At 59.7% G+C, this 25,889-nt stretch carries 21 protein-coding genes; 11 read left to right on the forward strand and 10 right to left on the reverse strand.

From position 1 onward, the window contains the following. The first annotated feature begins 27 nt into the window (after positions 1-27). The gene (locus R0140_RS18720) at positions 28-1,230 is read left to right on the forward strand and encodes an MFS transporter (RefSeq protein WP_008805808.1); all 1,203 of its coding nucleotides are present in this window, start codon (positions 28-30) and stop codon (positions 1,228-1,230) included. Then, positions 1,230-2,042: a Cof-type HAD-IIB family hydrolase gene (locus tag R0140_RS18725; RefSeq protein ID WP_012968637.1), complete on the forward strand. Its 813-nt coding sequence runs from the start codon at positions 1,230-1,232 to the stop codon at positions 2,040-2,042. The genes R0140_RS18720 and R0140_RS18725 overlap by 1 nt, the downstream gene beginning before the upstream one ends. A 42-nt stretch (positions 2,043-2,084) precedes the next feature. Here the strand turns inward: R0140_RS18725 and kdeA are convergent, their stop codons facing one another. Next, on the reverse strand, positions 2,085-3,317 hold the full coding sequence (kdeA, locus tag R0140_RS18730; protein ID WP_023297307.1) for a multidrug efflux MFS transporter KdeA: 1,233 nt from the start codon (positions 3,315-3,317) through the stop codon (positions 2,085-2,087). A 326-nt stretch (positions 3,318-3,643) separates the two neighbouring features. On the opposite strand from kdeA, the gene ybjG reads away from it, so the two are divergent. Both ybjG and deoR read left to right on the forward strand, forming a co-directional pair. Beyond that, entirely contained in the window at positions 3,644-4,237 is a 594-nt protein-coding gene (gene ybjG / locus R0140_RS18735) for an undecaprenyl-diphosphate phosphatase (protein WP_032739406.1), read from the forward strand. A 102-nt stretch (positions 4,238-4,339) separates the two neighbouring features. Beyond that, complete coding sequence (gene deoR, locus R0140_RS18740; RefSeq protein WP_004151717.1) at positions 4,340-5,098, forward strand: DNA-binding transcriptional repressor DeoR; 759 nt, start codon at positions 4,340-4,342, stop codon at positions 5,096-5,098. 39 nt (positions 5,099-5,137) lie between these two features. Here deoR and dacC read toward each other — a convergent pair whose 3' ends face one another. Continuing rightward, positions 5,138-6,340 (reverse strand): serine-type D-Ala-D-Ala carboxypeptidase, encoded by a 1,203-nt coding sequence (gene dacC, locus R0140_RS18745; protein WP_004201290.1) that lies wholly within the window; start codon positions 6,338-6,340, stop codon positions 5,138-5,140. Positions 6,341-6,595: 255 nt separating this feature from the next. On the opposite strand from dacC, the gene R0140_RS18750 reads away from it, so the two are divergent. Further along, entirely contained in the window at positions 6,596-7,222 is a 627-nt protein-coding gene (locus tag R0140_RS18750; protein WP_032739404.1) for a glutathione S-transferase family protein, read from the forward strand. Positions 7,223-7,224: 2 nt separating this feature from the next. Here the strand turns inward: R0140_RS18750 and R0140_RS18755 are convergent, their stop codons facing one another. Both R0140_RS18755 and bssR read right to left on the reverse strand, forming a co-directional pair. Beyond that, a complete protein-coding gene (locus R0140_RS18755) occupies positions 7,225-8,334 on the reverse strand; it encodes a PQQ-dependent sugar dehydrogenase (RefSeq protein WP_012968642.1) in 1,110 nt (369 codons plus the stop codon). 115 nt (positions 8,335-8,449) lie between these two features. After that, positions 8,450-8,833, reverse strand: coding sequence for a biofilm formation regulator BssR (gene bssR / locus R0140_RS18760; RefSeq protein WP_012968643.1), 384 nt, complete (start codon positions 8,831-8,833; stop codon positions 8,450-8,452). A 378-nt stretch (positions 8,834-9,211) separates the two neighbouring features. On the opposite strand from bssR, the gene R0140_RS18765 reads away from it, so the two are divergent. Continuing rightward, complete coding sequence (locus tag R0140_RS18765) at positions 9,212-10,453, forward strand: oligosaccharide MFS transporter (protein ID WP_012968644.1); 1,242 nt, start codon at positions 9,212-9,214, stop codon at positions 10,451-10,453. A gap of 27 nt (positions 10,454-10,480) precedes the next feature. Here the strand turns inward: R0140_RS18765 and R0140_RS18770 are convergent, their stop codons facing one another. After that, on the reverse strand, positions 10,481-11,383 hold the full coding sequence (locus R0140_RS18770) for a Kdo hydroxylase family protein (RefSeq protein WP_032729750.1): 903 nt from the start codon (positions 11,381-11,383) through the stop codon (positions 10,481-10,483). Positions 11,384-11,628: 245 nt separating this feature from the next. On the opposite strand from R0140_RS18770, the gene rimO reads away from it, so the two are divergent. Then, complete coding sequence (gene rimO, locus R0140_RS18775) at positions 11,629-12,954, forward strand: 30S ribosomal protein S12 methylthiotransferase RimO (RefSeq protein WP_008805799.1); 1,326 nt, start codon at positions 11,629-11,631, stop codon at positions 12,952-12,954. 861 nt (positions 12,955-13,815) lie between these two features. On the opposite strand, the gene gsiD is transcribed toward rimO, so the two are convergent. The 5 genes from gsiD to iaaA all read right to left on the reverse strand — a co-directional run bounded on the left by gsiD (position 13,816) and on the right by iaaA (position 20,114). Further along, positions 13,816-14,727 carry a glutathione ABC transporter permease GsiD gene (gene gsiD / locus R0140_RS18780; RefSeq protein WP_317703875.1) on the reverse strand — a complete coding sequence of 304 codons (912 nt, stop codon included), beginning with the start codon at positions 14,725-14,727 and terminating at the stop codon, positions 13,816-13,818. 1 nt (position 14,728) lies between these two features. Further along, entirely contained in the window at positions 14,729-15,649 is a 921-nt protein-coding gene (gene gsiC / locus R0140_RS18785) for a glutathione ABC transporter permease GsiC (protein WP_008805798.1), read from the reverse strand. Positions 15,650-15,721: 72 nt separating this feature from the next. Continuing rightward, positions 15,722-17,263, reverse strand: coding sequence for a glutathione ABC transporter substrate-binding protein GsiB (gene gsiB / locus R0140_RS18790; RefSeq protein ID WP_004176731.1), 1,542 nt, complete (start codon positions 17,261-17,263; stop codon positions 15,722-15,724). A gap of 32 nt (positions 17,264-17,295) precedes the next feature. Next, positions 17,296-19,155, reverse strand: a complete 1,860-nt coding sequence (gsiA, locus tag R0140_RS18795; RefSeq protein WP_032739398.1) for a glutathione ABC transporter ATP-binding protein GsiA — start codon at positions 19,153-19,155, stop codon at positions 17,296-17,298. Positions 19,156-19,172: 17 nt separating this feature from the next. Continuing rightward, positions 19,173-20,114 (reverse strand): beta-aspartyl-peptidase, encoded by a 942-nt coding sequence (gene iaaA / locus R0140_RS18800; RefSeq protein ID WP_032739397.1) that lies wholly within the window; start codon positions 20,112-20,114, stop codon positions 19,173-19,175. Between the two features lie 235 nt (positions 20,115-20,349). Between iaaA and moeA the strand changes: the two genes are divergently transcribed. The 4 genes from moeA to R0140_RS18820 all read left to right on the forward strand — a co-directional run bounded on the left by moeA (position 20,350) and on the right by R0140_RS18820 (position 25,831). After that, on the forward strand, positions 20,350-21,585 hold the full coding sequence (moeA, locus tag R0140_RS18805; RefSeq protein ID WP_046622759.1) for a molybdopterin molybdotransferase MoeA: 1,236 nt from the start codon (positions 20,350-20,352) through the stop codon (positions 21,583-21,585). After that, entirely contained in the window at positions 21,585-22,340 is a 756-nt protein-coding gene (gene moeB / locus R0140_RS18810) for a molybdopterin-synthase adenylyltransferase MoeB (RefSeq protein WP_032739396.1), read from the forward strand. Before moeA ends, moeB begins: the two co-directional genes overlap by 1 nt. 154 nt (positions 22,341-22,494) lie before the next feature. Further along, the gene (locus tag R0140_RS18815; RefSeq protein WP_008805793.1) at positions 22,495-23,394 is read left to right on the forward strand and encodes a glycyl-radical enzyme activating protein; all 900 of its coding nucleotides are present in this window, start codon (positions 22,495-22,497) and stop codon (positions 23,392-23,394) included. A 4-nt stretch (positions 23,395-23,398) separates the two neighbouring features. After that, positions 23,399-25,831 (forward strand): formate C-acetyltransferase/glycerol dehydratase family glycyl radical enzyme, encoded by a 2,433-nt coding sequence (locus R0140_RS18820; protein ID WP_008805792.1) that lies wholly within the window; start codon positions 23,399-23,401, stop codon positions 25,829-25,831. The last annotated feature ends 58 nt before the right edge of the window (positions 25,832-25,889 follow it).

A 25,889-nucleotide genomic window follows, 5' to 3' on the forward strand; every position in this document is an offset into this window, starting at 1 on the left:
CACTCTTCTCCTTTAAGGCGTTTACGGATGACGACGCAAACCTCGCGCAGAGCGCTCCAGCTTCGGCTGTGGGCGCTGTTTATGTTCTTTTTCATCCCCGGCTTATTAATGGCCTCCTGGGCCACCCGCACGCCGGCGATCCGCGATCAGTTGATGCTTTCTACGGCAGAAATGGGCGTGGTGCTGTTTGGTCTGTCGGTGGGGTCGATGAGCGGTATTCTCTGCTCAGCGTGGCTGGTGAAGCGCTTTGGTACCCGCAAGGTCATCCGCACCACCATGTCCTTCGCCGTACTCGGCATGCTGGTGCTCAGCCTGGCGCTGTGGGTCTCTTCCGCCCCGCTGTTCGCCTTCGGCCTGGCCATCTTTGGCGCCAGCTTTGGCTCTGCAGAAGTCGCTATTAACGTCGAAGGCGCGGCCATCGAGCGAGAGATGAATAAAACGGTGCTGCCGATGATGCATGGCTTTTACAGTTTCGGCACCCTGTTCGGCGCCGGGGTGGGCATGGCAGTGACCGGATTCGGCCTGCCTGCCGCCCCGCATATCCTGGCGGCCGCGCTGGTGGCTATTCTGCCCATCGCCATTGCCATCCGCGCCATTCCCGATGGCACCGGTAAAAATGCCGCCGAAGCCGCCCACGGAGAGGCGAAAGGTCTGCCGGTATGGCGCGACGCGCAGTTGCTGCTGATCGGGGTCATCGTCCTGGCGATGGCCTTTGCCGAAGGCTCGGCCAACGACTGGCTGCCGCTGCTGATGGTGGACGGCCACGGCTTTAGCCCCACCTCCGGCTCGCTGATCTATGCCGGCTTCACCCTCGGCATGACGCTGGGCCGCTTTACCGGCGGCTGGTTTATCGATCGCTACAGCCGGGTGACGGTGGTCCGCGGCAGCGCGGTGATGGGCGCCCTGGGTATTGGCCTGATCATCTTCGTCGATAACCCCTGGGTGGCGGGCATCTCGGTACTGCTGTGGGGCATTGGCGCCTCGCTCGGCTTCCCGCTGACCATCTCCGCCGCCAGCGATACCGGGCCGGACGCGCCCAAGCGTGTCAGCGTGGTGGCGATCACCGGTTATCTTGCTTTCCTCGTCGGGCCGCCGCTGCTGGGCTTCCTCGGCGAACACTTCGGCCTGCGCAGCGCCATGATGGTGGTGCTGGGTCTGGTCATGGTGGCGGCACTGGTCGCCCGCGCGGTGGCTAAGCCACAATCTGAACCCGTTATGGAGAACAGCTAATGAGCATCAAACTGATTGCGGTGGATATGGACGGCACCTTTTTAAGCGATGCCAAAACTTACAACCGGCCGCGCTTCCTCGCCCAGTACCAGCGAATGCGTGAACAGAATATTCGCTTCGTGGTCGCCAGCGGCAACCAGTATTATCAGCTGATCTCCTTTTTCCCGGAGATCGCCCATCAGATCGCCTTTGTGGCGGAAAACGGCGGCTGGGTGGTGAGCGGCAATGAAGACGTCTTCAACTGCCAGCTGCCGCTCCACCATTTCAACGCCGTGGTCGATCATCTGCAGACCCTGCCGAATATCGAAATCATCGCCTGCGGGAAGCGCAGCGCCTACACTCTCAACCGCTATAACGACGCGCTGAAGAATGTGGCGGCGAAGTATTATCACCGCCTCGAACTGGTAGATGATTTTAACCACCTTGATGACGCGATCCTCAAATTTGGTCTCAACGTACCGGACAGCCTGATCCCGGAAATTCAGCCGAAGCTGCACGCGGCGCTGGGGGATATGGTCACCGCGGTGGCCACCGGCTACGGCAGTATTGACTTAATTATGCCTGGGGTGCACAAAGCCAACGGCTTGCGCATTTTGCAGCAGCGCTGGGGCATTGAGGATCATGAGGTGGTGGCGTTCGGCGATAGCGGCAATGATATCGAGATGCTGCAGCACGCCGGATTTGGCTTTGCCATGGCCAACGCCCGGGAAGACGTCAAAGCCGTCGCCAGCCATCACGCGCCGCACAACAACGAAGAAGGCGTGCTGCAGATTATTGATAAGGTGTTAAATCGCGAAGCGCCGTTCGCCTGATTAGCCCCCCGGATGCTTTTGTGCATCCGGGTTTGCCACCGGTTACGCCTGCTGCGAATTGCCGACGCTTTTATCTTTCAGGAAGTAGATCATCAGCCCCAGCCACAGTACTCCGCCCAGCAGGTTAAACAGGCTGAACAAGCCGTTGCCCCCCAGCTCATAAGCATGTTTGCTGAGCTCAATGCCGACGGTGAAGATCAGCATCTGCAGCATTCCCATCGCCGCCGAGACCGTGCCTTTGCTCATCTCGCTGGCGAACAGCGTTAAGCGCACGAGCCCGGCATTCGCGAGGCCAATTCCGAAGGCGTAAAAGCTCAGGCCGGCGGTCATCCACAGATAAGCGTGGGAAGAGACCACGGTCGCCGCCGCGGAGAGGATCAGACCAAACATGATCGGCCAGCCGCCCATGATAATCAGCGAGCGCACGGTACGGCGCGAAGTCAGGCGCGCCAGCACCAGGTTACCGGCAATCAGCGCGCCGAAAATCGGCACCTGCAGCATGCCATACTCATAGCTGGTGGCCTGTTCGCCGCTGATAATAATCACCGGCGACTGGGCAATCCACGCCAACAGCGGCAGGCTGACAAAGCCCGTCGCCAGCGCGCCGGCGACGAAGCGCAGGTTTTTCAGCACCAGGCGATAGTCACGACCCAGCTCTTTGACCGACAGCTTTTCGCCCAACCGCGTCGCGGTTTCCGGCATCGCCCGCAGCAGCCCGACGAACGAGATGGCCGCCAGCACGGCGAACAGGACGAACATCATCTCCCATGGCAGCACGTGCACCCAGGCGGCGCCCACCAGCGGCCCCAGCAGCGGAGCAATCAGCGCCACGTTGGCCATCAGGGCGGTGATTTTGATACACACCGCCTCCTCAAAAGACTCCTGGATCGCCGCATAGCCTACCGCGCCGATAAAGCACAGGCTGATCCCCTGCAGGAAGCGCAGCAGGGTAAACTGCTCAATGGTCTGCGCCAGCAGCGTCGCCAGGCAGGTGACGATAAACCACACCACCCCGGTCAACATCACCGGGCGGCGGCCAATACGGTCCGACAGCGGCCCCAGCAGCCACTGTAAAAACATGCCGCCGGCCAGATAGGCGGTCATCGAGGTAGGTACCCATTCGTTGCCCACCTGAAACTCCTGAACCACGGCCAGCATACCCGGCTGGATCATATCGTTGCCGATATAGGTGGAAAACTCGTACAGCACCAGACATAGCGGGAACAGCAACGCCTGCCTTCCGAGGCGGCGGCCTGAAAGCGAATAATTTTGCATGAAATCTCTTATCTATCAAAAATCGCGCAAAGTGTAATGAAACTCCCGGCGCGGAGATAGTGAATTGTGGGTGACACCGCACAATATTGCGAATTGCGCGCCCCCCTCCAGACTCACCCCCTGCTATTCAGCCTGCGTATATATTCCGTTTATGTTTCAGCAATGTGACAAACGATATACTGGCGCTTTTCAGGCGGTTAGCATTGAAATCCATTTGCAAGATTTCTTAACAACCTGATCTTTAAGACAATGCTGCTTTATCTCCACACCGCTTTTTTTTAGGGTAGGCGGCTTATTTGCTATCGGACCAACGAGCCTGGAAGTCTATGCTGGAAAATATTAACTACGCGCTGTTCGCCCTGATCAACGCGACGCCGACCTCGCCGCAGTGGGCCATTGAGGTGGCGATCCTGATCGCCAAAGATCTGATTCTGATCGTGCCCTTGCTGGTAGTGACATTATGGCTGTGGGGGCCTGCCCAGCGGCAGATGGTGTTTAAGCTGATGCTGGCGCTGATGATTAGCCTGACCGTGTCGTGGGCGATCGGCCACCTCTATCCGCACGATCGGCCGTTTGTCGCCGGCGTAGGCTATAACTTCCTGCATCACGCGGCGGACGACTCCTTCCCCAGCGATCATGGCACCGTCAGCTTTACCTTTGCCCTGGCTTTTCTGTTCTGGCACCGCCTGTGGTCCGGCGCGCTGCTGATGGTCATTGCCGCCGCCATCGCCTGGTCCCGCGTCTATCTCGGCGTGCACTGGCCGCTGGATATGGTCGGCGGTCTGCTGGCCGGAATGTGCGGCTGCCTTGGCGCGGCGCTGATCTGGCATACGTTCGGCCCGGCGCTGTATCGCCAGCTGCAGCGACTGTATCGTCTCTGCTTCTCCTTGCCGATCCGCAAAGGCTGGGTACGCGGCTAAACGCCAGCCGTCGCTGCGGCCACCGCGTGACTAACCCGTAAGCGACAGGTAAAATCCCGCTAACGTCCTGCCCCCGCAGGGCGATTTTAGCGCAGAGGGAATATGGAAACTCGCCGTGACGAACGTATCAGTCAGCTCATTCAGGCACTCAAACGCAGCGATAAGCTACATCTGAAAGAAGCCGCCTCCCTGCTTGGGGTGTCGGAAATGACCATTCGTCGCGACCTCAATGGCCACAGCGGCCCGGTTGTGCTGCTCGGCGGATACATTGTGCTGGAGCCGCGCAGCGCCACCCATTACCTGCTAAGCGATCAAAAAACCCGGCTGGTCGAGGAAAAGCGCCGCGCCGCTCGCCATGCGGCCGCGCTGCTGGAGGCCCATCAGATGGCTTTCTTCGACTGCGGGACCACCACGCCATGGATCATTGACGCCATCGATGATGCCCTGCCCTTCACCGGCGTCTGTTACTCCCTGAATACCTTCCTGGCCCTGCAGGAGAAACCACAGTGCCGGGCGGTCCTGTGCGGTGGGGAATTTCACGCCAGCAACGCGATTTTTATGCCGCTGAGCCTTGAGGATACCCTCAGCCATCTGAGCCCTGACATCGCCTTTTACTCGGCGGCAGGCATTGACTGCGAGCAGGGGGCGACCTGCTATAACCTGGAGGAGCTGCCGGTCAAGCACTGGGCGATGCGTCACGCGCGCTACCACGTGCTGGTGGTCGACCACAGCAAGTTTGGCAAAGTGCGTCCGGCGCGCATGGGGGCGTTAGCGAAATTTGACGTGATCGCCAGCGATATCTGCCCGGATGATGAGCTGGTCGCGCTGGCGAAGGCGCAGCAGATCTCCCTGCTGTATTGAGGCGTCACTGACCGCGCCCCGCCGGGCGCGGTCATGGCATCAGGAGAACCAGCTGCCGAACCAGCCGTGGAGTTTCATCAGTACGAAGTCGATCATCCGGCTGAAGAAACCGCCCTCTTTCACCGGCTCCATGACGATCAGCGGGCGCTGCTCGATGGTTTTATCATTCAGCTTAAAGTCGATAGTCCCGACCACCTGCCCCTTCTCCAGCGGCGCGGTAAGCTGCGGCTGATTTAAGGTGTAGCTGGCTTTCAGGTTTTTCAGCTGGCCCTTCGGCAGGGTGATAGAGCCCGCCTCGCCGGCTCCCAGTTTCGCTTCGCTGCTGTCGCCAAACCACACGCGCTGGGTAACGAAGGTGGCATCCGGTTTAATCGGCGTCACGGTTTCATAGAAGCGGAAGCCCCAGGTCAGCAGTTTTTCTGACTCGTTAAAGCGAATGCGGTCAGTTTTGGTCCCCAGTACCACGGCGATCAGACGCATATCACCCTGGGTGGCTGAGGAGACCAGGTTATAGCCGGCCCCGGCGGTGGTCCCGGTTTTCACACCATCGGCGTTGAGGTTGGTGCTCCACAGCAGACGGTTGCGGTTCGGCTGGCGAATTTTATTGAAGGTGAACTCTTTCTCTTTATGTACCGCGTACTCTTCCGGCACATCGTGGATCATCGCTTTGGTCAGCAGCGCCATATCGCGGGCGGTACTGAACTGACCCGGCGCATCAAGGCCGTGGACGGTCATAAAGGTGGTGTTGGTCAGCCCCATTTTTTTGGCATAGCCGTTCATCAGGCTGACGAATGCGTCCTGGCTGCCCGCCACGTAGTCGGCAATGGCAATGCTGGCGTCGTTACCGGACTGAATAATGACCCCTTTATTCAGATCTTCCACCGAGACCTGCATGCCGGGCTTGAGGAACATCACCGATGAGCCGCGCAGCGCCGGGTTGCCGGTCGCCCAGGCATCACGTCCGACGGTCACCATATCGGTGAGCTTGATTTTTCCCGCTTTTATCGCCTGCCCCACCACGTAGCTGGTCATGATCTTCGTCAGACTGGCCGGGTCGAGTTTTTCATCGGCATTGCCTTCGCTGAGCACCTTCCCGCTGGCGTAGTCCATCAGGATCCAGGCGCGAGCGTCAATCGAAGGGGCGTCGGGGAGTTGTTCTGCAGCCTGCACCGCAGGTGCGACAAGAAATAACAGCGCGCAACCTGCAGCGAGGCCGCGAAGGGAAAAAGCGTCATGCATCATAAGAGCCACCCAAGTATCCTTTCCAAACAAAATATGCCGCACCACTCTGACCGCGCCGCAGCAACCGGTGAGTAAAGCGTACAAATGACCTTAAAGAAACAGCGAGTTGGTAAAGTTTTTAAAGTTTACGCAATAACGTGCCGCTGTGCTTTAATCAGAACAACTTTTTTGATCGTGATTGCCTAAATATTAACTTTATCCCAACATGATCGCCGATCGCGCTGCAACGGCAGTGAAACAAACTCAGGAGCGAAAATGATTACACTGTGGGGACGTAATAACTCGACCAACGTGAAGAGAGTACGCTGGGTGCTGGAGGAGTTGGATCTTCCTTATGAGCAGATCCTCGCCGGGCTGGAGTTTGGTCTCAATCATGACCCGGAATATCTGGCGATGAACCCGAACGGGCTGGTGCCGCTGTTAAAAGACGATGCTACCGGGGTGGTGTTGTGGGAATCAAATACCATTATTCGCTACCTTGCCGCCCAGTACGGCGTCGATCGCCTGTGGCTGGCCGCACCGGCGCAGCGCGCGCAAGGGGAAAAGTGGATGGACTGGTCCAACGGCACGCTCTCTCCCGCCCATCGCCCGGTGTTAATGGGCCTGGTCAGGACGCCGCCGGAGCAGCGCGATCCGGCGGTCATCGCCGCGGGGATCGGCGCCTGTGAATCGCTGTTTGCCATGCTTGATGACGAACTGGCGAAAACGCCATGGCTCTCTGGCGAGCACTTCGGCCTTGGCGATATTGCCGTTGCCCCCTTCGTCTACAATCTGCTGACGATCCTCGATACCTGGCAACCGCGACCCCATCTGCAGCGCTGGTATCAGCAGATTAGCCAGCGCCCCGCCTGGCACGCGGTCGTGAAGATCCCGGTCACCTGAGGTTAACCCTCCGGACTCAAGCGCAACAGTTCGCCGTTAGACTCGTCGGTTAATACGTACAGATAGCCGTCGGGTCCCACGCGGACGTCGCGGATACGCTTCCCGCGCGCCTCCAGTAACCTCCCCTCCTCGCGGACCTGATTACCGTCCACCGATAAGACGATAAGCGACGTCTCCTTCAGCGCGCCGATAAACAGCTTATGCTGCCACTGGGGAAAAGTCTGCGCCGCGTAAAAGGCCATCCCGCTCACCCCTGGGGAGACCGGCCAGACATACAGGGGAGGCTCGGTACCCGGGGCCGTCTTGCCCTTGGCCTCCGGGATCGGCAGGCCGCTGTAGTTAATGCCATGCGTCGCCAGCGGCCAGCCGTAGTTTTTCCCCGCCTGCGGGATGTTAATTTCATCCCCGCCGCGCGGGCCGTGCTCATTGAGCCACAGCGCGTCGCTCCATGGGTTCATCGCCATGCCCTGCGGATTGCGAATACCGTAGGCCCAGATCTCTGGCCTGGCGTCAGCCCGGCCGACAAAGGGATTATCCGGTGGAACGTCCCCGCTCTCCGTCAGGCGGACCACTTTCCCCTGCAGCTTGCTGAGCTCCTGGGCGGTGGCGCGCTGATTGTTCTCTCCCAGACCGATAAACAGATACCCTTTGCCGTCGAACACCAGCCGGCCACCGAAATGATTGCCCACGGAGAGCTTCGGCTGCTGGCGAAACACCACGGTAAAGTTCGACAGCTGCGTGGCATCCTCACTTAACCGCCCGTAGCCTACCGCAGTGCCCGCTTTGCCGCTGGTGTCGCTTTCCGCATAGCTCAGCCATACCCGTCGCGACTGCGCAAAATCCGGCGCCAGCGCTACATCCAGTAAGCCGCCCTGACCGTTGGCCCACACCTGCGGCACGCCGGATATCGGCGCCGACAGGCCTTTACCTGGCTGCCAGCGCTTGAGCTCGCCGCCGCGCAGGGTAATCAACATGCCCTGATCGTCGGGGAGAAACGCCAGACCCCACGGATGAGCCAGCCGGTTTTGCAATACCTCCACCCGCACCGCGGCCTGGCTCAGGGCTGGCAGCGCTAAGGCGCTCAATATCAACAGCAGCGGGATTGGACGCATGGCATTCTCCTTTAGTCAGCTCTGCGCTAAAGGGTAGCCAGCGGGGAAATTTGCGCGGGGATTTTTACATAACCTTTAACAGGGGAAGCGTCCACTTCCCCTGAGTTTCAGCCGATCAGGCATGAGTGATTGGCGACAATTTATTCAATTTATGAATATTTGAAGTCAATCCTGTCAGACAGCGTTCTAGCTTCTCTACGTTAACAGCGATGTACAGCGGACAATCATGATGCCCGCTCATCAGGCATACTGCAGCGGCGGCGAGGGACTCGCCCGCCAGGCGAAGGGCCTCCTTCTCCTCCGGTGAAACGACATTCTGCAGGCGCGGGGCCTGCGCACGCATTTCACGGCAAAGCTCAAACAAGTTATCACGCAGATGGTCATTTTCGCTGACTGACATGTAGCCTTTAGCCTTTCGCAACTGCAGATAGGCATCAATATCGATATTGGCATTGATGAGCTTCTGCAAAAGGTGGCGATATTGTCTGTCAACGGTCATCACAGTTCCTCCTCTGTCGTCCTTTACCCTTCTCATGATACGGTTATTTTTTGTGCAAAATGATGCGCCAGGTCAATTATTCCCAAGCCTGTAACACCCTTTACAATGTGACAACCTTACCGCTTTGTAGGATATATACCAAAGATAATGGTATTCGATCACAATTAATTTCAAAAAGAAATCAACTCGCGATTATTACCATTAAAAAGCGGAAATAGTGCTGATAAGATCACACTACACCACAAATGCTATTGCGCGATCGCCAGCCAGAATGCCATAACAAATCATTAATGTAATACGTATAACATTTCATAAAAACAGCGAACGCGGCCCGCGGATCGCTGATAATCTCTCTGCCCGTTTGCAAGGAACTGAAACATGACGCCCGGTAAAAGAAACTACCTCCTGTTGAGTCTTTTCGATTTCCTCTACCTGTTCGCCTGGTCGTCGACCATGGCTTTCTTCGTCATCTGGACCACCCAGCATCTTGGCATCAGCGCCACGAAGACTGGCCTGCTGTACTCGGTCAACGCTTTTATCGCCCTGCTGATGCAACCTTTCTTCGGCTTTATCTCCGACAAGTTCGGCCTGAAAAAACGGCTTATCTGGCTGCTGGTCGCCCTGCTCCTGCCGGTGGGCCCCTTCTTTATCTATGTTTACGCGCCGCTGCTGGTGCACAATTTCTGGTTCGGCGCGCTGCTGGGGGGGATCTATCTGGGGATCATCTTTAACTCCGGCTGCGGGGTGATCGACTCTTACATCGATAAGATTTCCCGTCGCTACCAGTTCGAATACGGTCGGGTGCGGATGTGGGGCTCGTTAGGCTGGGCAGCGGCGGCCTGGATTGTGGGTAAATATATCGACAGCAATCCTAATCTGGCTTTCTGGCTCGCCAGCCTCGCCATCGTCATCGCCGCCATCTGCTTTATGCTGACCAAAATTGAATTAACCGACGCTGATGTGGCGCGAAGCGAATCGCTGAAGGTCTCCCATGCCCTCGAGCTGGCTAAGAATGGTCAGTTCTGGATGCTGCTGCTCTTTACCCTGTTCGTCACGCAAATTTATGACACCTACGATCAGCAGTTTGCCCAGTATTTCTCGCTGCAGTTCCCGACGCCGGAGGAAGGCAACCGCTGGTATGGGATCCTCGCCTCCATTCAGGTGTGCGGCGAAACGCTGTTCTTATGCCTGATGCCGTGGTTTGTTAACCGGACCGGCGCCAAATGGGCGCTGATCATCGCCGGGTTGATCATGTCGGTACGTATTGTCGGGTCAGCCGTGCCCCTCGGTCCGGTGTGGATTGGCGCGGTGAAAATGATGCATGCCCTGGAGAAACCGTTAATTCTGGTATCGGTCTTTAAATTCATCGCTGCCAACTTCGACCACAAGCTCTCTTCGACGGTCTATTTGCTGGTGCTGTTTGTCGCCTCGATCGCCACCGCCATCTACTCTCCGCTGGCAGGCTATCTGTACGATACCATTGGCTTCGCCGATACCTATCTGATCCTCGGCGGTATCGCCGGGCTCTTTACGCTGATCTCCATTTTCACCCTGAAGGATAAGCGCGAGCCGAAAAAGCCCAGCGCCAGGCCTTCCGGGGCCGTTACGCCGGCGCAATAATCCTCTGCCCGGTAGCCACGCCGGGCGCTACACGTTGCGCGCGACTAACGGCTTTTGCAGGAGCGTTTCCAGCACCCGCAGCGGCGAGAGCTGCGGGTGACTCATCGCTTTCACCGGCAACAGAAAGGTCTGCTCAAGCAGATACTGGCCGCGCATCGCGGCGTGCGGGGTCTGATCGGAAAAGCAGATCCAGGTACTGCCGGCGGCAAAGTCGATCTCCTGCTGCACCCCCTGTCGCTGGTACTCAGGGGTGCTTTTCATCGCATCGTGCAGGGCCAGCATCAGATGATCGTAATGGCTACGCCGACTTTTGGTGATCCCCAGCGCTGCCAGCAGCCAGGCGCCTGACGGCGACCAGGGTTTCAGCCGCGGCAGAAAGCGTGCCGCGAGGGTATCGAAATGCTCCCCTGTCCGCCAGGTTCGCGGTTCGCCGCGGGGATGAATATTGCAAAAGATGCGCAGAATACGATCACCCTTGACCGGGCGCGACGGGAATGCGTCCACATGCAAGCGCGAATCGTCTTTGCGCCAGGAGGTCGTTTCACGCCAGGCGGTAATGGGATGCAGACGCAGACTGGTTTGCGGATGGTGCAGCGACTCGCCATAGCCTGGCAATAACGCGTCGATCAGCTGCAGCGTCATCTGGTGGTAACGCGCCATCAGCCGGGCGATGGCAGCCGTTTTCTGCTTATCCGCCACGCCTCTGAGTATGCGGGTGTCGGGTTGATAGCTGATATTCTTGCGCCGCGGCGCGACCAGCTCAGGGGTCAGCAATGCCTGCTCCGTGGCGGTTAATGAAAACGCCAGCTGCGGCAGATAGAGCACATTTCCCTGCTCAAGGGAGTGTTGGATCTGCGGCGGTTGCGGGGGGATCTCCAGATTACTGAATGGCAGGGTGGCTATCGCCACCGGGGAGCCTGTTGGTGTCATTTCCTTGCCTCTTCTCCTCGCGGTCATCGAGGTATTTAGTAAAGAAATTGTTATCATTTTGTAGATTACAACGTAAATGACGGGCGTTTTTATCAGGAATGGCGGTTTTGACCCGGTGCTGAAGCCCACGCGCTCCTCACCCGAGCGCTTTTTCACCATTAACCGCGACGGAGCTATACTCTTTTTCGCAAAGATCTGTAGAATTCCTGCCCTGACCATTCCAATAATTGAACACTTTTTAAGCTATGAGCAATGTCACGCACCAGCCGAAAATCGGCTTCGTCTCCCTGGGCTGCCCGAAAAATCTCGTGGACTCAGAGCGTATCCTGACCGAACTGCGCACCGAAGGTTATGACGTCGTCCCCACCTACGACAACGCCGATATGGTCATCGTTAACACCTGCGGCTTTATCGATAGCGCTGTGCAGGAATCGCTGGAAGCGATCGGCGAAGCGTTAAAAGAGAACGGCAAGGTGATCGTCACCGGCTGCCTCGGCGCGAAAGAGGATCAGATCCGCGAAGTTCACCCGAAGGTGCTGGAGATCACCGGTCCGCACAGCTATGAGCAGGTGCTGGAGCACGTCCACCACTACTCGCCGAAGCCGAAGCACAACCCGTTCCTCAGCCTGGTGCCGGAACAGGGCGTTAAGCTGACGCCGCGTCACTACGCCTACTTAAAAATTTCTGAAGGCTGCAACCATCGCTGCACCTTCTGCATCATCCCGTCCATGCGTGGCGATCTGGTGAGCCGTCCGATTGGCGAAGTGCTGGCGGAAGCCAAACGCCTCGCTGACGCCGGCGTGAAAGAGCTGCTGGTGATTTCTCAGGACACCTCCGCCTACGGCGTCGATGTCAAGCACCGTACCGGTTTCCACAACGGCATGCCGGTGAAGACCAGCATGGTCAGCCTGTGCGAAGAGCTGGCGAAGCTCGGCATCTGGGTGCGCCTGCATTATGTTTACCCGTATCCGCACGTCGACGATGTGATCCCGCTGATGGCGGAAGGCAAAATTCTGCCGTACCTCGATATTCCGCTGCAGCACGCCAGCCCGCGTATTCTGAAGCTGATGAAGCGTCCTGGCTCTGCAGACCGCCAGCTGGCGCGCATTAAGCAGTGGCGTGAAATTTGCCCGGATCTGACCCTGCGCTCTACCTTTATCGTGGGCTTCCCGGGCGAAACGGAAGAAGATTTCCAGATGCTGCTCGACTTCCTGAAAGAGGCGCGTCTCGACCGCGTCGGCTGCTTCAAGTACAGCCCGGTTGAAGGCGCCACCGCCAACGAACTGGCGGATCAGGTGCCGGAAGAGGTGAAAGAGGAGCGCTGGAACCGCTTTATGCAGCTGCAGCAGCAGATCTCTGCCGAGCGTCTGCAGGAGAAAGTGGGCCGCGAAATCCTGGTGCTGGTGGATGAAGTTGACGAAGAAGGCGCCATTGGCCGCAGCATGGCCGACGCCCCGGAAATCGACGGCGCGGTCTACCTGAACGGCGAAACCCGCGTTAAGCCGGGCGACGTGGTGCGGGTGAAAGTCGAGCATGCCGACGAATACGACCTGTGGGGTACCCGGGTCTAGTCCAGCTTCCCGGATAGCGGCTTATCGCATTCCCCAGCCTACGGGGTCCTCCCGTAGGCTCCCCCCCCAGGTCCGCGCAAGCGCAGCGCCGCCGGGCAAGCATTGATTATCTTCCAGGCAGCCCTGTTGCGAGGTTATTTTGCCGGGTGGCGCTACGCTTACCCGGCCTACGGGATCCAGTCCCAATATGTGAATCGCCGCCGGACATGGGGCCGCTGAAACTGCCGGTGCTGGCGGCCTCAACATCGCTGAGACGTTCCCGGAAGGCCGGGGCAGCCCGCAGGGATGCGGGCTGAGGGCCGTGTTTTGCACGGACGCTGCCTCGGCCCGACCCGAAGCCTGCAGGGATAAGTCGAAGGCACCACGCAGTGGCGATGTTGCTGGCCGGAGCCCGGGGGTACAGGGGGCGGCGGCGACTGGCCGCCCCCTGTGCGCTCCCTGCGCCATGCCAGGCATAACGCAGAAGATTAACCGGGAGCGCAATGTGCGCTGAAGCCACAAATAATATAAAGCACCGCACGGCGAAGCTTTCCCTCACCCTAACCCTCTCCCGGAGGGCGAGGGAACCGTCCGGCAGTCGTTTCGCCCCACACCGCTCCCTGCGCTATGAGAGACATAACCCAGAAGATTAACCGGGAGCGCAATGTGCACTGAAGCCACAAATAATATAAAGCACCGCACGGCGAAGCTTTCCCTCACCCTAACCCTCTCCCGGAGGGAGAGGGAACCGTCCGGCAGTCGTTTCGCCCCACACCGCTCCCTGCGCTATGAGAGACATAACGCAGAAGACTAACCGGGAGCGCAATGTGCGCTGAAGCCGCAAATAATATAAAGCACCGCACGGCGGTGCTTTCCCTCACCCTACCCCTTTAACTTCGGATCCAGCGCATCGCGCAGGCCATCTCCCAGCAGATTAAACGCCAGCACGGTCACGAAAATCGCCACCGCCGGAAACAGCGCTACGTGCGGGGACATCACCATATCCGCCCGCGCCTCGTTGAGCATCGCGCCCCACTCCGGGGTGGGCGGCTGCGCGCCGAGGCCGAGAAACGACAGACTGGCCGCCGAAATAATCGACACCCCAATACGCATCGTGAAGTAAACCACGATCGATGACACCGTCCCCGGCAGGATGTGGTTGAACAGAATGGTGGCGTCGCTGGCGCCGATGCTGCGCGCCGATTCAATAAAGGTCTGCTGCTTTGACACCAGCGTATTGCCGCGCACCAGACGAGCAAACGCCGGGATCGAGAAGATCGCCACGGCGATGATCACGTTGGCCATCCCGCTGCCCATGACAGCGACCACCGCGATCGCCAGCAGGATCCCCGGAAAGGCGAACAGCACGTCGCAAAGTCGCATAATGAGCCGGTCCCACCAACCCTCATAGTAGCCGGCCAGCAGCCCAAGCACCGTGCCGATAGCCGCGCCAATCAGCACCGCAAGTACCCCGGCAGCCAGCGAGATCTGCGCCCCGACCAGCACCCGGCTGAAAATATCGCGCCCCAGCGAGTCGACACCGAACCAGTGCACCAGCGAGGGCCCCTCGTTAAGCCGGTCATAATCGAAATAATTTTCCGCATCGTACGGCGCTATCCATGGCGCAACGATGGCTACCGCAATCAGCAACAGCACGAAAATACCAGCGCCCATCGCCACCGGCTGGCGACGAAAGCGCCGCCAGAACTCATGCCATGGGGTATGGATCTCGCCGGGTCTGATACCCGGCATGGCGTTCAGCGCCGCCTGCCTTCTCCAGTTGAGCAATCGCACCTTACTTATACCTGATAGCCGGGTTAATGGCCGCGTACAGCACATCCACCACTAAATTGATAAGAATAAACTCCAGCGAAAAGAGCAGGACTTCCGCCTGAATCACCGGGTAATCGCGCATCTCTACCGAATCGACCAACAGGCGCCCAAGTCCCGGCCAGTTAAACACCTTTTCCACGACGATCGACCCACCGAGCAGAAAGCCGAACTGTAGCCCCATCATGGTCACCACCGGGATCATCGCATTGCGCAGGCCATGCTTGAGCACCACCCACGTTTCGCTCACCCCTTTCGCCCGCGCGGTACGCATATAGTCTTCATGCAACACATCAACGAACGACGCGCGGGTAAAGCGCGCCATGACCGCCGCTACCGCCGCGCCAAGGGTCAACGACGGCAAAATATAGTGCCGCCAGCTGTCGGCCCCCACCGTCGGCAGCCAGCCCAGCTCAACCGAAAACACCTGCATCAGCAGCATGCCGAGAGCAAAAGCCGGAAACGAAATGCCGCTCACCGCCAGCGCCATTCCCAGACGGTCGGGCCAGCGATTGCGCCACACCGCGGCCGCGATCCCCGCCGCCATCCCGAACAGTACCGCCCAGCTCATGCTGGCCAGCGTCAGCCACAGCGTGGGCATAAAGCGGCTGGCTATTTCACTGGAAACGGGACGCCGCGAGGCCATGGAAATGCCAAAATCGCCGCGCAGCACGTTGGTGATGTAGTGCCAGAACTGGACATGCAGCGGCTGGTCAAGCCCCAGTTGCTGGCGCACCATCGCCACCACCTGGGCATCGGCCTCCGGTCCGGCAATCAGCCGCGCCGGGTCACCGGGCAGCATATGGACGAACAGAAACACCAGTACTGCGACGATAAGCAGGGTGGGGATCAGCCCCAGCAGGCGCTTAATCACATAGTTGAGCATCATACCTCCGCAACCCGCCCCGCGGAAAAACCGCCCCCCGCGCGCTGGCGCCGGAGGGCATCATCCCATCCTTCACGGTGTTAAATCTGCCTGTTCAAAACTAAAGCCAGTATCCGGCTGGATATAGAAACCGGTGAGGTTCTTGCTGTGGGCGGAGACCAGTTTCTCGACCACCAGCGGTACCCACGGCGACTCTTTCCAGATAATATCCTGCGCCTCTTTATAGAGTTTGGTTTTCTCTTGCGGGTCGGTGGTTTTCAGCGCCTCGCTCAGCGCGTTATCCACCTGCGGGTTGCTGTAAAACGCGGTATTAAACAGCGTCGGCGGCCAGTTTTGCGAGGCGAACAGCGGCGACAGCGCCCAGTCGGCTTCACCGGTGGAGGCGGACCAGCCGGTATAGAACATCCGTACCCCGCTCTCTTTCTGCCCTTTACCTTCCACTTCCGCCGCCCGCTGACCAGCGTCCATCGCCGTCACCTGCGCCTTAATCCCCACCTGCGCCAGCTGCTGCTGGGTGAACTGCAGTACTTTCTGCGCGGTGCTGTGATTATGTGATGACCACAGCGTGGTGCTGAAACCGTTAGGGTAGCCAGCCTCTTTCAGCAACTGGCGAGCTTTCGCCGGATCGTAGGGCCAGGCGGTGTAAGTCTGGGCGTAGGCAATCGACGGCGGCACCACCCCGGTCGCCGGGGTGGCGTATCCGGCAAACGCCACCTTGACCAGCGCCTGACGGTTAATCGCATAGTTGATGGCTTCACGCACCTTCGGATTATCGAACGGCTTCTGCGTCACGTTCATGCTGATGTAGCGCTGCATGATCGACGGGCTGGCCACCAGCTCCAGTTTGCTGTTTTTTGCCAGCAGCGGCGCCTGTTCGTAAGGGATCGGGAAAGCAAACTGCGCTTCGCCGGTCTGCAGCATCGCCGCCCGGGTGTTGTTATCCACCACCGGACGCCAGGTGATGGAGTCCAGCTTCGGCAGGCCTGGCTGCCAGTAACCATCGAACTTGCTGACCTTCACGAAATCGGTCTGGTTCCAGGTGTCGAGCTTATACGGCCCGGTACCCACCGGATGGAAGCCAATATCCTTGCCATATTTTTTCAGCGCCGCCGGCGAAATCATCGCCGTCGCCGGATGGGCGAGAATGTTAATAAATGCCGAGAAGGGCTGCTTCAGGGTAATTTTGACCGTGGTCGGATCGACCGCCTCGGTGCTGGCGATATTTTTATACAGGTTATAGCGCTTGAGATGGTTATCCGGGTTACTCGCGCGGTCGAGGTTAGCCTTGACCGCCTCGGCGTTAAAGTCGGTGCCATCCTGGAATTTCACCCCGCTGTGCAGCTTGATGGTGTACACCAGGCCGTCCGGTGACACGGTATAGCTCTCGGCAAGAACATTTTGTAGCTTCATCTCTTTATCAAGGCCGAACAGGCCTTGATAAAAGGACTTCGCCACCGCCTGCGACAGGGTATCGTTGGCATCATAGGGATCGAGCGTCGTAAAGTTAGACCCGACCGCCACGACCACATCTTTGGCGGCAAAGGCAGGGGCGCTCGCCAGGGCCGCCGCGATACTCAGCGCCAGCCACCATTTGCGTGAAACAGGTTGTGTCATCGTATTCTCCTGAAAAGGTGCGTTATGTGTTGTTATGCTCTGCCCAGCACATCGGCGGATTCGCGGGCGACAAAGTGGTCCGGCCCAACCTGCTGCAATGGCACGCTGGCCATCTCCTCGCCCCGCTTATAGATATTGCCCGGGACGTCATCAGACAGCAGGACTCGCTGCGGATGACGGTAGGCCGGGTCGGCCACCGGTACGGCGGCCATTAGCTTACGGGTATAGGGGTGCTGCGGGTTTTCAAACACCGCACGGCGCGGGCCTATTTCGACAATGCGACCGCGATACATCACCGCCACGCGGTGGCTGATGCGCTCCACCACCGCCATATCATGGGAAATAAACAGAAACGCGATACCCATCTCGCGCTGCAGGTCGAGCATCAGATTGATAATCTGCGCCCGAATGGAGACATCCAGGGCCGACACCGACTCATCGGCTATCACCACCTTAGGATTCAGCGCCAGCGCGCGGGCAATGCAGATCCGCTGCCGCTGGCCGCCGGAAAAGGCATGGGGGTAACGCCAGGCATGCTCCGGCTGAAGCCCCACGCGCTTCAGTAGCCAGGAAACCCGCTCACGCGCGGCTTCACCATGCAGCAGGCCATGCACCCGCAGCGGCTCCATGATCGAGTCACCGACCGTCTGACGCGGGTCAAGCGAAGCGTAAGGATCCTGAAAAATAAACTGAATATTACGGCGCAGGGATTGCAGCTTGCTGCCGGAGAGCGTATCAATCCGTTGGCCGTCGAAGGTAATGGTGCCACCCTGGGTTTCGACCAGTCTCAGCAGCGCCCGGCCGGTGGTCGACTTGCCGCAGCCGGACTCTCCCACCAGCGACAGGGTCTCTCCCGGCCAGAGATCAAAACTGATCTTCTCCACCGCATGCACTTCGCGCGTCACGCGATTGAGCAGCCCACCGCGCACCGGAAAACGGGCCACCAGGTCGCGCACCTGCAGGATAGGCTCCCCCGCCGCCACCGTGTCTGGCGTTTCGGTCTCCGCCTGCGGCTGACCGGGAAGCGAAAAACGGCGCGGCAGATCCTGACCCCGCATCTCCCCCAGCCTCGGAACCGCCGCCAGCAGCGACTGAGTATAAGGGTGCTGCGGCGAACGAAAGATCTCCTCAACGCTGCCGGTCTCTACCGCCTCACCGCGATACATTACCAGCACCCGATCGGCGATATCGGCCACGACGCCCATATCGTGGGTAATAAAGATCACCCCCATCGCCATCTCCTTTTGCAGGACGGCAATGAGTTGCAAAATTTGCGCCTGGATGGTGACATCCAGGGCCGTGGTCGGCTCATCGGCTATCAACACCGCCGGCCGGCAGGAGAGCGCCATGGCGATCATCACCCGCTGGCGCATGCCGCCGGAGAGCTGGTGCGGATAGCGTGAGAGCATCTCTTCCGCCTGGGGAATACGCACCTGGTCGAGCATCTTTTTCGCCGCGCGCAGCGCCTCTTCGCGCCCCAGCCCCTGGTGCAGGCGCAGGGATTCGGCGATTTGTTCGCCGATGGTAAAAACCGGATTCAGCGAGGTCATCGGCTCCTGAAAAATCATGGCCAGATCCGCGCCGCGCACCCGGCGCATCTCGGCGTCCGTTTGCTCATTGAGCGCAATCACCTGCCGGTTACGCCGCCGCAGCCACAGCCCCTCGCTGCTCACTTCGCTGCTGGCGGCGTCGAGCAGGCGCATCAGCGCCAGGGCGGTCACCGATTTTCCCGAACCGGACTCGCCCACTATCGCCAGCGTCTCGCCGCGGCGCAGGCTGAAGGAAAGCTGACGCACAGCCTGCACCTCAGGCGCATCCTGTTGGCGGAACGCGACGTTCAGGTTGCGCACCACCAGTACCTCGCAGGTATCCGTTTCGTGAGTTTGCGGCACTCTCCCTCTCCCTTGTTCTATTCGCGATAAATGCCAATGGTCGGCGTATCGCCGGCATAGCACCAGGCGCGGTACATGCCTTCACTGTTAAACGGTAAAACGACGTTGCCTTCGCGATCGACGGCAATCAGCCCGCCGCTACCGCCGAGAGCCGGCAGTTTCTCCATTACCACTCGTTCACAGGCGGTGTAAAGACTCAGCTGACCATACTCCATCAGGGCGGCAATGTCGTAGGCCGCCAGGGTACGCATAAAGACTTCGCCGGTGCCGGTGCAGGAGACCGCCACGCTGGCATTGTTGGCATAGCACCCCGCGCCCGGCAGCGGGCTGTCGCCGACGCGCCCGGGCAGCTTGTTGGTCATACCGCCGGTGGAGGTCGCCGCCGCCAGGTTACCCGCCAGGTCGAGCGCCACCGCGCCGACGGTGCCCATCTTTTGACGTTCGTCAAGCGGAGCGGCGTGGTGGTCGAGGATAATCTCCCCGCCCGCTTTCGCCTCCTGCAGCTGCAGCAGCCGCTCGGGGGTGGAAAAGAGATCGTTATCGACGCGCGCCATCCCGCGGGAGAAGGCAAAATTTTCCGCGCCCTCGCCAATCAGCAGCACGTGCGGGCTCTCCTCGAGTACCAGACGCGCCGCCAGCACCGGATTACGCAAATGTTTGACCCCGGCTACCGCCCCCGCCTGCAGGCTATAGCCGTCCATCACGCAGGCGTCCAGTTCGTGGGTTTGATCGCGGGTAAATACCGCGCCCATCCCGGCGTTAAACAGCGGGCACTCTTCCAGCAGCCGAACGGCCTCGGTTACGGTATCCAGCGCACTGGCGCCCGCAGCCAACATCTTCTGCCCGCTTTCGACGATAGTCGACAGCGCCGCCACATACTCTCGCTCCCGCTCCGGCGTCATCTGCGCGCGAGAAATCGCCCCTGCGCCGCCGTGAATTGCTATAACCGCCTTGCCCATTTCGCCAGTCCTTAACGATGAAGTGGATCGCCCCTGCCCCGTCGTACCGCGGCGCGGCGCCGGTCACGTCAGGAATAAGGGTATTGATATCATTATATTGCTGAATGTCTTATACAATTTTTGAATATAGAAAGAGCGGCGGGCGATGTAAAGCCTCGTACCCAAGTGGCATACAGCCCGCGCCGCTTTTCTGCCATAATAGGCGTTTTCGCTGTTTTGCCCGCAGGAGTGACCCATGGATTTTACCGCCGGACTGATGCCGCTCGACACAGCCCTCGCCCAGATGCTCGATCGTATTACGCCGCTGAACGCGACGGAAACTGTACCGCTGTTGCAGGCCTTCTCGCGTGTGACTGCCCATGACATCGTCTCCCCGCTGGATGTGCCCGGCTTTGATAACGCCGCGATGGATGGCTATGCCGTCCGGCTGAACGACCTTCGCGACGGCGCGGCGCTGCCGGTCGCCGGTAAGGCCTTTGCCGGCCAGCCTTTCAACGACGCCTGGCCCACCGGCACCTGTATTCGCATCATGACCGGCGCGCCGGTGCCTGCGGGCTGCGACGCGGTGGTCATGCAGGAAGAGACCGAACAGACCGACGCCGGCGTGCACTTTACCGCGCCGGTGAAAGCCGGGCAGCACATTCGCCGTCGCGGAGAAGATATCGCCCACGGCGCGGTGGTCTTCCCGGCGGGGACGCCCCTGACGGTGGCCGAGCTGCCGGTGCTGGCCTCGCTGGGCATTGCCGAGGTCGAGGTGGTGCGCAAGGTCCGCGTCGCGGTCTTCTCAACCGGCGATGAGCTGCAGCTGCCGGGTCAACCGCTCGGCGACGGCCAGATTTACGATACCAACCGCCTGGCGGTGCACCTGATGCTGCAGCAGCTGGGCTACGAGGTCATTAACCTCGGCATTATTCCTGACGACCCGGCGAAGCTGCGTGACGCGTTTATCGCCGCCGACCAGCAGGCCGACGTGGTCATCAGCTCCGGTGGCGTCTCGGTGGGCGAAGCCGACTACACCAAAACCATTCTTGAAGAGCTGGGGGAGATCGGCTTCTGGAAACTGGCGATCAAGCCGGGGAAACCCTTCGCCTTCGGCAAACTCAGTAGCAGCTGGTTCTGCGGCCTGCCGGGTAACCCGGTTTCCGCCACCGTCACCTTCTGTCAGTTGGTGCAGCCGCTGCTGGCGAAACTCTCGGGCAAGCACGGCCCGCTTCAGGCAACCTGCCTGCGGGTACGCGCCGCCACGCGACTGAAGAAGTCGCCGGGCCGTCTCGACTTCCAGCGCGGTATTCTGCAGCGCAACCCCGACGGCGAGCTGGTGGTGACCACCACCGGCCATCAGGGCTCGCACATTTTCAGCTCATTCAGCCTCGGTAACTGCTTTATCGTACTGGAGCGCGAACGCGGCCACGTCGAAGCGGGCGAATGGGTCGAAGTCGAGCCCTTTAATCATCTGTTTGGGGGGCTGTAATGGCCGTTGAGCTGAGCGACGAGGAGATGCTGCGCTATAACCGGCAGATCATCTTGCGCGGTTTTGATTTCGACGGTCAGGAGCGGCTAAAAGCCGCTCGCGTACTGGTGGTCGGCCTCGGCGGGCTCGGCTGCGCCGCCGCTCAATATCTGGCGGCGGCCGGCGTGGGTCAGCTCACCCTGCTCGATTTCGACACCGTCTCGCTGTCCAACCTCCAGCGCCAGACGCTGCACAGCGACGCGACCATCGGCCAACCGAAGGTGGATTCTGCCCGCGAGGCGCTGGCGCGCATTAACCCGCACATCCGGCTGGTCCCGCTCAATGCCTTGCTGGATGAGACCGCGCTGGCGGGGCAGATTGCCGATCACGATCTGGTGCTGGACTGCACCGACAACGTCGCCATTCGTAACCAGCTCAACGCCGGCTGTTTCCAGCACACCACCCCGCTGGTCTCCGGGGCGGCGATCCGCATGGAGGGGCAAATCAGCGTCTTCACGTATCAGGATGGCGAACCCTGCTACCGCTGCCTGAGCCGTCTGTTCGGCGAAAATGCCCTCACCTGCGTCGAAGCCGGGGTAATGGCCCCGCTGGTGGGCACCATCGGTTCGCTGCAGGCGATGGAGGCCATTAAACTGCTGACCGGCTACGGCACCCCTGCCAGCGGAAAAATCGTGATGTACGACGCCATGACCTGCCAGTTTCGTGAAATGAAGCTGATGCGTCATCCGCAGTGCGAGGTATGCGGCTCGCACTAACCCCCACACCGGCGACGAGGGTCGTCGGTGGTTTTGTGACCTCTCTCGTTTTTTTATCCCCAGGAGCTTAGCCCCATCCCGCTTGTTGATTTGCGTCAATATAACTTTCATTCGAAAGTGTTTTTATATTCATACGCAAACAAGAGGATAAGCCATGATCTTCAACATCCAGCGCTACTCCACCCATGACGGCCCAGGGATCCGTACCGTCGTCTTCCTGAAAGGCTGCTCGCTGGGCTGCCGCTGGTGCCAGAACCCGGAAAGCCGCGCCCGCAGCGAAGATCTGCTGTATGACTCGCGGCTGTGCCTGGCCGGCTGCGATCTGTGCCAGCAGGCGGCGCCGGAGGTTATCACCCGTACCCTCGATGGTTTGATCATTGATCGGCAAAACGTTAACGACAAGCATATTACTGCGCTGCGTGACTGCTGCCCCACCACCGCGCTAACGGTCTGCGGCGAGGAGAAAAACGTCGAAGCGATCATGGCGACGGTGCTGCGTGATAAACCGTTCTACGATCGCAGCGGCGGCGGCATCACCCTTTCCGGCGGCGAACCCTTTATGAACCCGACGCTGGCGCAGGCGCTTTTCGAAGCCAGCCATCAGGCAGGTATTCACACCGCCGTGGAAACCTGCCTGCACGTGCCGTGGAAATACATTGAACCGGCTTTACCCTTTGTCGACCTGTTTCTCGCCGACCTGAAACACGTCGACGAGGCCGTTTTCCAGCAGTGGACCGACGGCAGCGCCCGCCGGGTGCTGGATAACCTGCAGCGACTGGCGCAGGCAGGGAAAAAAATGATTATTCGCGTGCCGCTGATCCAGGGATTCAACGCCAGTGAAGCCGACATTGCCGCGATCACCGATTTTGCCGCCGACCGCCTGCAGGTCAGCGAGATCCATTTCCTGCCGTACCACACGCTGGGAATGAACAAATACCAGTTACTCAGTCAGCCCTACACCGCACCGGACAAACCGCTGGATGCTCCTGAGCTGCTCGCCTTCGCGCAAGATTATGCGCGGAGCAAGGGGCTAACGGCGATCTTACGAGGATAACCTTATGACAACTCTCAAACTCAATACCCTCAGCGCCCGCATCCAGGCCCATAAAATGGCACTGGTGCATATTGTCAAACCGCCGGTCTGTACCGAACGCGCCCGCCACTACACCGAGATGTATCAGCAGCATCTTGATAAGCCAATCCCGGTGCGTCGCGCCCTGGCGCTGGCGCATCACCTTGCCGAGCGCACCATCTGGATCAAGCACGACGAACTGATCGTCGGCAACCAGGCCAGCGAAGTGCGCGCTGCGCCGATTTTCCCGGAATACACCGTCAGCTGGATTGAGAAAGAGATCGACGATCTTGCCGACCGCCCCGGCGCCGGCTTCTCGGTCAGCGAAGAGAACAAACGCGTGCTGCATGAAGTGTGCCCATGGTGGCGCGGGCAGACCGTACAGGACCGCTGCTACGGTATGTTTACCGATGAGCAGAAGGCGCTCCTCGCCACCGGTATTATCAAGGCGGAAGGCAACATGACTTCCGGTGACGCCCACCTGGCGGTCAACTTCCCGTTACTGCTGGAGAAAGGCCTCGACGGCATGCGCGCCAAGGTTGCTGAACGCCGGTCGCGCATTAACCTGACGGTACTGGAAGACCTGCACGGCGAGCAGTTCCTGAAAGCGATTGATATCGTTCTGGAAGCGGTCAGCGACCACAGCAAACGCTTCGCCGCGCTGGCGCGCGAGATGGCGACAGCAGAATCCCGTGAATCACGCCGCCACGAACTGCTGACGATAGCCGAAAACTGCGACATCATCGCCCATGAGCCGCCGAAAACCTTCTGGCAGGCGCTGCAGTTGTGCTACTTCATTCAGCTTATCCTGCAGATTGAATCCAATGGCCACTCGGTCTCCTTTGGCCGTATGGACCAGTACCTCTATCCGTACTACCGTCGCGACGTTGAACTGCAGCAGTCGCTGGATCGCGAACAGGCCATTGAGCTGCTGCACAGCTGCTGGCTGAAGCTGCTGGAGGTCAACAAAATTCGCTCCGGCTCGCACTCCAAGGCCTCTGCCGGCAGCCCGCTGTACCAGAACGTCACCATTGGCGGCCAGAACCTGGTCGACGGCCAGCCGCAGGACGCCGTCAACCCGCTGTCGTATGCCATCCTGGAATCCTGTGGTCGTCTGCGCTCTACCCAGCCGAACCTCAGCGTGCGTTACCATGCCGGGATGAGCAACGACTTCCTCGACGCCTGCGTCCAGGTGATCCGCTGCGGCTTCGGCATGCCGGCGTTTAATAACGACGAAATCGTCATCCCGGAATTTATCAAACTCGGCATCGAGCCGCAGGACGCCTACGATTACGCCGCCATCGGCTGCATCGAAACCGCGGTTGGCGGCAAATGGGGCTACCGCTGCACCGGCATGAGCTTTATCAACTTCGCGCGGGTGATGCTGGCGACGCTGGAAGGTGGCCGCGATGCCACCAGCGGTCAGGTATTCCTGCCCCAGGAGCATGCCCTGTCGAAAGGCAACTTCGCTAATTTCGACCAGGTGCTGGCAGACTGGGATAACCAGATCCGCTACTACACCCGTAAATCCATTGAGATTGAGTACGTGGTCGATACCATGCTGGAGGAAAACGTCCACGATATTCTCTGTTCGGCGCTGGTGGATGACTGTATCGAACGGGCGAAAAGCATCAAGCAAGGCGGCGCGAAATATGACTGGGTTTCCGGCCTGCAGGTGGGTATCGCCAACCTCGGCAACAGCCTGGCGGCGGTGAAAAAACTGGTCTTCGATCAGGGCGCCATCGGCCAGCAGGAACTGGCGAAGGCGCTGGCGGAAGATTTCGACGGTCTGACCCACGAGCAACTGCGCCAGCGGTTGATCAACGGCGCGCCGAAGTACGGTAACGATGATGACAGCGTCGACGAGTTGCTGGCGCGGGCCTACCAGACCTATATCGACGAGCTGAAGCAGTATCACAACCCGCGCTATGGCCGCGGCCCAATCGGCGGCAACTATTACGCCGGCACGTCGTCTATCTCCGCCAACGTTCCGTTCGGCGCCCAGACGATGGCGACACCGGATGGCCGTAAAGCGCACACCCCGCTGGCGGAAGGGGCCAGCCCGGCCTCCGGTACCGACCATCTGGGGCCGACAGCGGTCATCAGTTCGGTGGGCAAACTCCCCACCGGCGCGATCCTCGGCGGCGTGCTGCTTAACCAGAAGCTGAATCCGTCCACGCTGGAGAATGAGTCCGACAAGCAGAAGCTGATGGTGCTGCTGCGCACCTTCTTCGAGGTGCACAAAGGCTGGCATATTCAGTACAACATCGTATCCCGCGACACGCTGCTGGAGGCGAAGAAACACCCTGACCAGTACCGCGATTTAGTGGTCCGCGTCGCCGGATACTCGGCGTTCTTCACCGCCCTGTCGCCGGATACCCAGGACGATATCATCGCCCGAACCGAACATACGCTGTAACCCTTCGTGCCCGCTGGCGCTATGCTTAGCGGGCCTACCCTGTTCTGCAGGCCGGGTA

Source organism: Klebsiella sp. w6 (genome assembly GCF_033100215.1).
GTDB lineage: Bacteria > Pseudomonadota > Gammaproteobacteria > Enterobacterales > Enterobacteriaceae > Klebsiella > Klebsiella variicola.